Genomic DNA, 8,428 nt, shown 5'->3' on the forward strand with positions numbered 1-8,428 from the left:
GGTGGTGAGCCGCCAGCTCGCGCCGCGCGAGGTCGAGCCCACGGCCGCCGCCCCCGCGCCCGAGCCGGAGCACGCCCGCGAGGCGGCGGCCGACGCCGACCGCACGGCCGCGGCGCGCGCGGCGTCCGAGGCGATGGAGCCGGTGAGCATCCTGCTGGTCGACGACCGGCCGGAGAACCTGCTCGCCCTCGAGGCGATCCTGGAGCCGCTCGGCCAGCGCCTGGTGCGCGCGACGTCGGGGGAGGAGGCGCTGCGCCGGCTGCTGGTGCAAGACTTCGCGCTCATCCTGCTCGACGTGCAGATGCCGGGGATGAACGGCTTCGAGGCGGCGGAGCTGATCAAGGCGCGCGAGCGCTCGCGCGCGATCCCGATAATCTTCCTGACGGCGATCAACAAGGAGGACGCGTACGTCTTCCGCGGCTACGAGGTCGGCGCGGTCGACTACCTGTTCAAGCCGTTCAACCCCGACGTCCTGCGCTCCAAGGTGTCCGTGTTCGTCGAGATGCACCACCGGCGCGAGCAGGTGCGGCTGCAGGAGCAGGCGCTGCGCGCCGCCGAGCGCCGCGAGCTGGAGCTGGCGATGCGCACGCGGCTGCTGGAGCAGGAGGCGCGCGCGACCGCCGAGCTGCAGGCGGTGAACGCGGAGCTGCAGGCGCGGCAGGCGGACCTGGAGCGGGCGATGGCCGCGCGCAGCCGCTTCTACGCGTCGATGAGCCACGAGCTGCGCACGCCGATCAACGCGATCATCGGCTACAACACGCTGCTGCTCGACGGGATCTACGGCGACCTGTCGGACCAGCAGCAGCACGGGATCCGGCGCACGCACCACGCCGCGCGCCACCTGCTCGAGCTGGTGAACGACGTCCTCGACCTGTCGAAGATCGAGGCCGGGAAGTTCGAGCTGTCGGTGCAGCCGGCGCCCTTCCCGGCGCTGGTCGAGGACCTGTTCATCACCGTGCGCCCGCTGGCCGACGAGCACGGGAGCCCGCTGGCGCTGTCGCACGAGGGGGAGCGGCTGACGCTCGAGACGGACCCGCGGCGCGTGCGGCAGATCCTGCTCAACCTGCTGTCGAACGGGATCAAGTTCGGCGCCGGCAAGCCGATCGAGGTGCGGAGCCGCGCCCTCGGCGACGGGGGGCTGGAGATCGCCGTCTGCGACCACGGCCCCGGCATCTCGGCGGCCGACCTGCCGCGCATCTTCGACGAGTTCGTGCAGCTGGCGGCGAGCGGCAACACGGCGCAGCCCACGGGCACCGGGCTCGGCCTCCCGATCTCCAAGCGGCTCGCGGCGCTGCTGGGCGGCGAGCTGTCGGCGGCGTCGCAGCCGGGGCAGGGAAGTGTCTTCACCCTGCGGCTGCCGGCGCGCGCCCCGAGCGCCGCCGCCTCGGACGACGCCACCGACGAGGACGGCACCGCCGCGCGCTGAGTCCGGCCGGCCCCGTCCGTGCATGGGTGGTACGGAACCGGACGGGGAGGGTCCCAGGTGCCGCAATCCATATTTGCGGCCGACCAGCGGGCGCAGGCGCGCCGACTGGCGGCCGATCGCAAGGTCGAGGCGATTCGCACGCGCCTGTCGGCGCACCAGTCGCCGGTCGAGCAGGTCGCCGACGCGCTGACGCGCTTCGCCAGCTCGACCGTGTTCCTCGCCCTGCACCTGATCTGGTTCTCGGTCTGGGTCGCCTGGAACTCGCTGGCGCGCTTCCCCTTCGACCCGTATCCCTTCGGCTTCCTGACGATGGTCGTCTCGCTGGAGGCGATCTTCCTGTCGATCTTCGTGCTGATGTCGCAGCGCCGCGAGTCGCAGATCGCCGAGCTGCGCGAGGAGATGACGCTCGAGATCGACATGCGGACCGAGGAGGAGGTGACCAAGACCCTCCAGCTCGTCGCGGGGCTCTACGGACGCCTGGGGCTGCCGCTCTCGACCGACGACGAGGCCGAGCTGCAGGCGATGCTCAGGCCGCTCGACCGCGACCGGCTGTCGGAGGAGTTGGCGGCGCAGATCGAGCGGCCGCGGGCGCCGGCCCCCGAGCCGCCGGCGTCCGTCCTGATCACGCTGCCGGGGAGCGACGACCGGTAGGCGGCGCGTCGGTCCCGCGCCGGCACCGCTCGCTGCACCAGCGCACCGACTCCCAGTCGCGGGCCCACTTGCGCCGCCACTGGAACGGGAGCCCGCAGCGGGCGCACGTCTTGGCGGGGCGTTCGGCCGGGGGGCGGGCGCGGTCGGGGCGGCGTCGCGGCATCGCCGCGGCGAACCGGGCGGGGCGCGTGGCGGTTCCCGTGCGGGCGGACACGTCCGCCGCCGGCAGCCGGCAGCATCCGCGCGCGCGATCGCGTAACGTTCCACTGTGACGACACACGGATCCCCGGGCGCGCCGCCGACGACGACGCGCGCCGTCGCCGCGGACGGCGCGGCCCCCGACTGGCTGCTGGAGAGCCTGGGGGAGGGGCTGCTCGTCCTCGACCCCGCGTGGCGTCTCGTCTACCTGAACGCGGCCGCCGAGCGGATGACCGGGGTGGAGCGCGAGGACGCGCTCGGGAGCCCGATCTGGGAGACCTTCCCGGCGCTGGTCGGCTCGCCGGTGGAGGAGGCGTGGCGAGAGACGATGACGGCGCGGGCGCCGGTCGCGCTGCAGACGGTCCCGCTCCCCCGGCGGCCCGGCGGGCGGACGGCGGCGGTGTTCGACGCCCGCATCTACCCGGTGGACGACGCGGCGGCGGTGGGCGGCGGCGGGATCCTGGTGCTGTTCACGGAGGTCGGCGATCGCGAGCGGCGCCGGCGCGACCTCGCCGAACGGAGCGAGGAGAACGAGCGGCTGCGCGCGCTGGCGCGCGGGATGGCCGCCGAGGCCGACTCGGGGCGCCTGCTGGAGGCGCTGTGCAGCGCGGCGCGCGTGCTGTGCGAGGCCGACGGCGCCACGGTCGCCGAGATCGGCGAGACCGAGGGGAAGTTCGTGGCGTCGCTCGGGCACCCGCCGTCGGTGCTCGGGCACGCCTTCCCGCTGGCGGGGACGCTCACCGGGCGGCTGCTGGCGGAGTTCCGCGCCACGGGGCAGGCGTCGCTGCTGCGGGCGACGGACGCCGAGGCGCGCGACCCGGCCTACTGCGGCGAGCTGGAGTCCGGGGGCGCGGTGGGGGCGCTGCTCCTGGCGCCGCTGGCGGCGCACGGCGACCTGCTGGGGGTGCTGGCGATCTCGCGGGCGGAGGGGCGGGCGCCGTTCGGGGAGCGCGACGCGCAGCGGCTGCAGGTGGTCGCCGACCACGCCTCGCTGGCGCTGTGGAAGGCGCGGCTGGTGGCCGACGCCCAGGCGGCCACGCGCACCGCCAGCACCTTCCTGGCGACGGTGAGCCACGAGCTGCGCACCCCGCTCACCGCCCTCACGGGCTACGGCGAGCTGCTGGCCGACGAGATCCTCGGCCCCCTCTCGGTGGACCAGCACGACGTGGTGGAGCGCATGCGCGGCGTGACGCACCAGCTCACCGCGATGATCGAGGAGATCCTGACCTTCTCCAGCCTCGAGGCGGGGAAGGAGCTGGTGCGCCCGGTGGCGGTGGACGTCGCCGACGTGGTGCAGACGGTGGCGACGGTGGTCGAGCCGCTGGCGCGCCAGAAGGGGCTCGACTTCGTGCTCGAGGTGCCGCCGCTCCCGCCCCCGCTGGTGACCGACCCGGACAAGACGCGGCAGATCCTGATCAACCTGTGCGGGAACGCGGTCAAGTTCACCGCCCGGGGGACGGTGGCGCTGCGGGTGACCGCGGCCGAGGGGACGGTGCGGTTCGCGGTGTCGGACACCGGGGTCGGGATCCGGCCGGAGGACCTGCCCAAGCTGTTCCGCCCGTTCACCCAGCTCGACGCCGGGCTGACGCGCCGCTACGGGGGGACGGGGCTCGGCCTCTACATCTCGCAGCGGCTGGCGGGGCTGCTGGGCGGGCGCATCGCGGTGCGGTCGGCGGCGGGGGAGGGGAGTGAGTTCGCCCTCATCCTTCCGGCGGCGGGAGTCGCCACGGCGGGAGTCGACGGAACGGGAGTCGTGACGGCGTAGGTCGGTCGCGGTTCCGACTCCCGCCGTCCCGACTCCCGCTGTAACGACTCCCGCCCTCCCGTGTATTTTGCGGCATGACCTCCCCAGCCATCACGAGCGTCTTCAACGACGCCTACATCGCCGAGGCGTTCGAGTCGTACCGCCGCGACCCGGCGTCGGTGGACGAGTCCTGGCGGCAGTACTTCCGCACCATGGAGGCGCTGGCCGGGCTGACCGGCGGGGCGCCGGCCGGGGGCGGGGGCGGCGACCCGGAGCTGCCGCGCAAGGCGGCCGCCGCGGCGTCGCTGGTGCACGGGATCCGCGAGCACGGGCACCTGGCCGTGCGCCTCGACCCGCTCGGCTCCGAGCCGCTCGGCGCGCGCGAGCTGACGCCGGAGCACTACGGCATCGCCGAGGCGGACCTCGAGGCCGTGCCGGCGAGCGCGCTGGGGTTCGGCGACGGGCGGTTCCGCACCGCGGCCGACGTCGTGCGCATGCTGCGCACGCGCTACTCGGGCACCTTCGGGCTGGAGTACTCCCACCTCGCGTCGGACGCGGAGCGCGAGTGGTTCCGCCAGATGCTGAAGGCGGAGCACGAGACGCGCGCGCTGACCGCCGACGAGCGGAAGGCGGTGCTGCGCCGGCTCACGCAGGTGGACGGGCTGGAGCGCTTCCTCGGCTTCGCGTACCAGGGGAAGAAGCGCTTCTCGATCGAGGGGACCGACGCGCTGGTGCCGATGCTCGACGAGGCGATCGCGCAGAGCGCGGCGCGCGGCGCGCGCGAGGTCGTGATCGGGATGGCGCACCGCGGCCGCCTCAACGTGCTGACGCACGTGATGGGGAAGCCGTACGAGGTGCTGTTCGGCGAGTTCGAGGGGCGGCACCCGGACGCGTCGAGCGAGAGCGAGACGGGCGACGTGAAGTACCACATGGGGTACCGCGGGCGCCGCGAGGTCGGCGGGCGCGAGGTCGCGCTGCTGCTCGTGCCGAACCCGAGCCACCTCGAGTTCGTGGGCGCGGTGATCGACGGCGTCGCCCGCGCGCACCAGCGCGTCGAGGGGAAGCCCGGGACGCGCGACGAGCGCCTGGTGCTGCCGATCGCGGTGCACGGCGACGCGGCGTTCATGGGCGAGGGCGTGGTGGCCGAGTCGCTCAACATGGCGCGCCTCGCCGGCTACCGCGTGGGCGGGACGCTGCACCTGATCGTGAACAACCAGGTGGGCTTCACCACCGACCCGATCGACTCGCGCTCGACGCACTACGCGAGCGACCTCGCGAAGGGGTTCGACGTCCCCGTGCTGCACGTCAACGCCGACGACGCCCAGGCGTGCCTGGCGGCGGTGCGGGTGGCGATCGCGTACCGCGAGGCGTTCGCGAAGGACGTGCTGATCGACCTGGTGGGCTACCGCCGGCACGGGCACAACGAGACCGACGAGCCGGCGTTCACGCAGCCGAAGCTGTACGACGCGATCAAGGCGCACCCGACGCCGCGCCAGGTGTGGGGGAGGCGGCTGGTGGACGAGGGGCTGCTGTCGGCCGACGAGGTCGAGGCGGTCGACCGCGAGGTGCGCGCGGAGTTCCAGTCGGCGCACGAGCGGGTGAAGCGCCAGGACGCGCACGAGCCGGAGTCGCCCGAGGGGCCGCCGGCGGCGCTCCCGGCGCCGGTCGTGACGGCGGTGCCGGCGGACCGGCTGACGGCGCTCAACGACGCGCTGCTGCGCTACCCCGAGGGGTTCACCCCGCACCCACGCCTCGGGAAGATCCTCGCGCGCCGCGCCGAGACGCTCGGCGAGAAGGGCGGGATCGAGTGGGGGCAGGCGGAGGCGCTGGCGTTCGCGTCGCTGGTGGCCGAGGGGGTGAACGTGCGCCTCACCGGGCAGGACGCGGAGCGCGGGACCTTCGGCCACCGCAACGCGGTGCTGCACGACCCGACCGACGGGAAGACGCACACGCCGCTGGCGAGCCTCCCCGACGCGACGGCGGCGTTCGAGGTCTACAACAGCCCGCTCACCGAGACGGCGGTGATGGCGTTCGACTACGGCTACTCCGTGGCGGCGCCCGACACGCTGGCGCTGTGGGAGGCGCAGTACGGCGACTTCGTGAACGTGGCGCAGGTGGTGATCGACCAGTTCCTGGTGGCGGACCGCGCCAAGTGGTCGCAGGACTCGGGGCTCGTGCTGCTGCTGCCGCACGGCTACGAGGGGGGCGGGCCGGAGCACTCGTCGGCGCGCCTCGAGCGGTTCCTGCAGCAGTGCGCCGAGGGGAACATGACGGTCGCCTACCCGGGGACGCCGGCGCAGTACTTCCACCTGCTGCGCCTGCAGGCGCGCCGCCAGCCGCGGCGCCCGCTGGTGCTGATGCAGCCCAAGTCGCTGCTCCGCCTCCCCGCGGCGACGAGCCGGCTCGGCGACCTCGCCGAGGGGGCGTGGCAGCCGGTGGTCGACCTGGCGGCGGGCGCCGCCGACCGGGTGCGGCGCGTGGTGCTGTGCACGGCCAAGATGTGGTACGACGTGACGGCGCAGCCGGTCCCCGACGCGGTGGCGGTGGTGCGCGTCGACCAGCTCTACCCGTTCCCGGGCGACGCGGTGCGCGAGGTGCTGGCGCGCTACCCGAAGGCGACCGAGGTGGTGTGGGCGCAGGAGGAGCCGCAGAACATGGGCGCGTGGACGTTCGCGGCGCCGCGGCTGCGGGCGCTGCTCCCGGCGTCGGTGTCGCTCGGCTACGTGGGCCGTCCGGAGCGGGCGAGCCCCGCGGAGGGGTACGAGGCGGCGCACAAGGCGGAGCAGGGGAGGATCGTGGCGGAGGCGTTGGCTATCACTGAACCCGCGAAGCAGAAGGCGACCGCCTGATACTGCGGGAGTCGTCACCGCGGGAGTCGTCACTGCGGGAGGTTCAACGGCGGGAGTCGGCACCGCGCGGCGCCCTGTCCGTGGGCTGGTGGGCGCGAAGGGCGGTGCAGAGGGCGGCGAGGAGCCGGCCGGTGTTCGAGGCGTGGCGGCGGACGACGTCGGCCGAGCGTCTCGACACCCGACCGCTTCTCGCCGCTTCCTCTACCAGCGAGTCGAGCTCCTGCAGCGAGGCCCAGGCGATGTCGAAGAACCGCAGTCGGTCCCTGTGACCGTAGCGTCCCCACCCCTCGGCGATGTTGGTGTGGACCGAGGTCGCAGCTCGTGCCAGCTGGTCGGCCAGATCGCCATATGGCAGGCGACACAGGATCTCGCACAGCGGCCCGACCGCCCGCGCCAGGGCCTGCGCCTCCTGCCACACCCGCAGGTCGCGGAAGCTCCGGGCCGGTGTGCGCGTCATGCCGAACGCTACGCCACGCATCTCCCGCACCCCGTACCGCCGCACCGCGTCGCGTCTCCTCCCGACTCCCACCGACACGCGGTTGCCGCCGTCGCGACTCCCGCAGTGACGACTCCCGCAGTGACGACTCCCGCAGTGACGACTCCCGCCGTTCCCGTATGATCCGACCGCTCCGCTTTCTCTCCCTGCTCACGTTCGCCGCCACGACGGCGTCAGGCCAGGAGCGTGGAGCCGCCGCGCTCACACAGACTAGCGACGCCGTCGGCAACACCCGCCGCGCCCTCGTCATCGGCGCCCACCCCGACGACGAGGACACGCGCCTCATCGCCTGGCTCGCGCGCGGGCGCCACGTCGAGACGTCGTATCTGTCGCTGACGCGCGGCGACGGCGGGCAGAACCTGATCGGCAACGAGCTGTTCGAGGCGCTCGGCGCGCTGCGTACCGAGGAGCTGCTGGCGGCGCGGCGGATCGACGGCGGGCGGCAGTACTTCGCGCGCGCGTTCGACTTCGGCTTCTCCAAGAGCGCCGAGGAGACGTTCCGCCACTGGCCGCGCGACTCCGTGCTCGGCGACGTCGTGCGCGTCGTGCGCGCGGTGCGGCCGCACGTGGTGATCGCGATCTTCAGCGGGACGCCGGCGGACGGGCACGGGCACCACCAGGCGAGCGGGATCCTGGCGCGCGAGGCGTTCGACGCGGCGGCCGACACGGCGCGCTTCCCGGCACGCGGCTTCGGGCCGGCGTGGGCGGCGGCGCGGTTCTACCGCAACACCAGCTACCGCAACCACCAGAACGCGACCTTCCGCGGCGACGCCGGCGCGTTCGACCCCGTGCTCGGGCGCTCGTACTCCGAGCTGGCGGCGGTGAGCCGCGACCAGCACCGGTCGCAGGGGCAGGGGGGCTCGCAGCGCAACGCGCCGCCCACCGTGTCGCTGCAGCGCGAGGCGTCGCGCGTCGACGGCGGCGCCCCCGCCGGCCCCGAGGCGAGCCCGTTCGACGGGATCGACACGACGTGGGCGCGCTTCCGCCCGGCCGTCGCGCAGCCGGCGCCGCGCGCGGTGCTCGACGCGCTCGACGCGGCGTTCGCCGCGGTGCGCGCAAGTCGG

Annotated in this window: 7 protein-coding genes; 5 read left to right on the plus strand and 2 right to left on the minus strand. The window is 74.3% G+C overall.

The features are described from left to right. Together PYV61_RS16130 and PYV61_RS16135 are read left to right on the plus strand one after the other, a co-directional pair. Window positions 1–1,426, plus strand: a 1,426-nt coding sequence (locus PYV61_RS16130; RefSeq protein WP_275833423.1) for a hybrid sensor histidine kinase/response regulator, incomplete at its 5' end; no start/stop codon positions are given. A 57-nt stretch (window positions 1,427–1,483) separates the two neighbouring features. Then, window positions 1,484–2,077: a DUF1003 domain-containing protein gene (locus tag PYV61_RS16135; protein ID WP_275833425.1), complete on the plus strand. Its 594-nt coding sequence runs from the start codon at window positions 1,484–1,486 to the stop codon at window positions 2,075–2,077. Here PYV61_RS16135 and PYV61_RS26635 read toward each other — a convergent pair. Then, window positions 2,049–2,240: a DUF2256 domain-containing protein gene (locus PYV61_RS26635; protein WP_345785249.1), complete on the minus strand. Its 192-nt coding sequence runs from the start codon at window positions 2,238–2,240 to the stop codon at window positions 2,049–2,051. The two genes, PYV61_RS16135 and PYV61_RS26635, sit on opposite strands and share 29 nt — an antisense overlap. A 105-nt stretch (window positions 2,241–2,345) precedes the next feature. On the opposite strand from PYV61_RS26635, the gene PYV61_RS16140 reads away from it, so the two are divergent. Beyond that, window positions 2,346–4,040 (plus strand): ATP-binding protein, encoded by a 1,695-nt coding sequence (locus tag PYV61_RS16140; RefSeq protein WP_275833427.1) that lies wholly within the window; start codon window positions 2,346–2,348, stop codon window positions 4,038–4,040. Window positions 4,041–4,114: 74 nt separating this feature from the next. Then, window positions 4,115–6,868, plus strand: a complete 2,754-nt coding sequence (locus PYV61_RS16145; RefSeq protein ID WP_275833429.1) for a 2-oxoglutarate dehydrogenase E1 component — start codon at window positions 4,115–4,117, stop codon at window positions 6,866–6,868. A gap of 43 nt (window positions 6,869–6,911) precedes the next feature. Here the strand turns inward: PYV61_RS16145 and PYV61_RS16150 are convergent, their stop codons facing one another. Next, a complete protein-coding gene (locus PYV61_RS16150) occupies window positions 6,912–7,325 on the minus strand; it encodes a four helix bundle protein (protein WP_275833431.1) in 414 nt (137 codons plus the stop codon). Window positions 7,326–7,483: 158 nt separating this feature from the next. On the opposite strand from PYV61_RS16150, the gene PYV61_RS16155 reads away from it, so the two are divergent. Next, a partial coding sequence (locus PYV61_RS16155) for a PIG-L family deacetylase (RefSeq protein WP_275833433.1) occupies window positions 7,484–8,428 on the plus strand: 945 nt, incomplete at its 3' end.

Origin of the sequence: Roseisolibacter sp. H3M3-2 (genome assembly GCF_029211165.1) — a bacterium.
Taxonomy (GTDB): Bacteria; Gemmatimonadota; Gemmatimonadetes; order Gemmatimonadales; family Gemmatimonadaceae; genus Roseisolibacter.

Coding starts and splice junctions, on each gene's coding strand:
- PYV61_RS26635 (WP_345785249.1), bottom strand. CDS start 2,240: ATGCCGCGACGCCGCCCCGACCGCGCCCGCCCCCCGGCCGAACGCCCC.
- PYV61_RS16145 (WP_275833429.1), top strand. CDS start 4,115: ATGACCTCCCCAGCCATCACGAGCGTCTTCAACGACGCCTACATCGCC.
- PYV61_RS16150 (WP_275833431.1), bottom strand. CDS start 7,325: ATGACGCGCACACCGGCCCGGAGCTTCCGCGACCTGCGGGTGTGGCAG.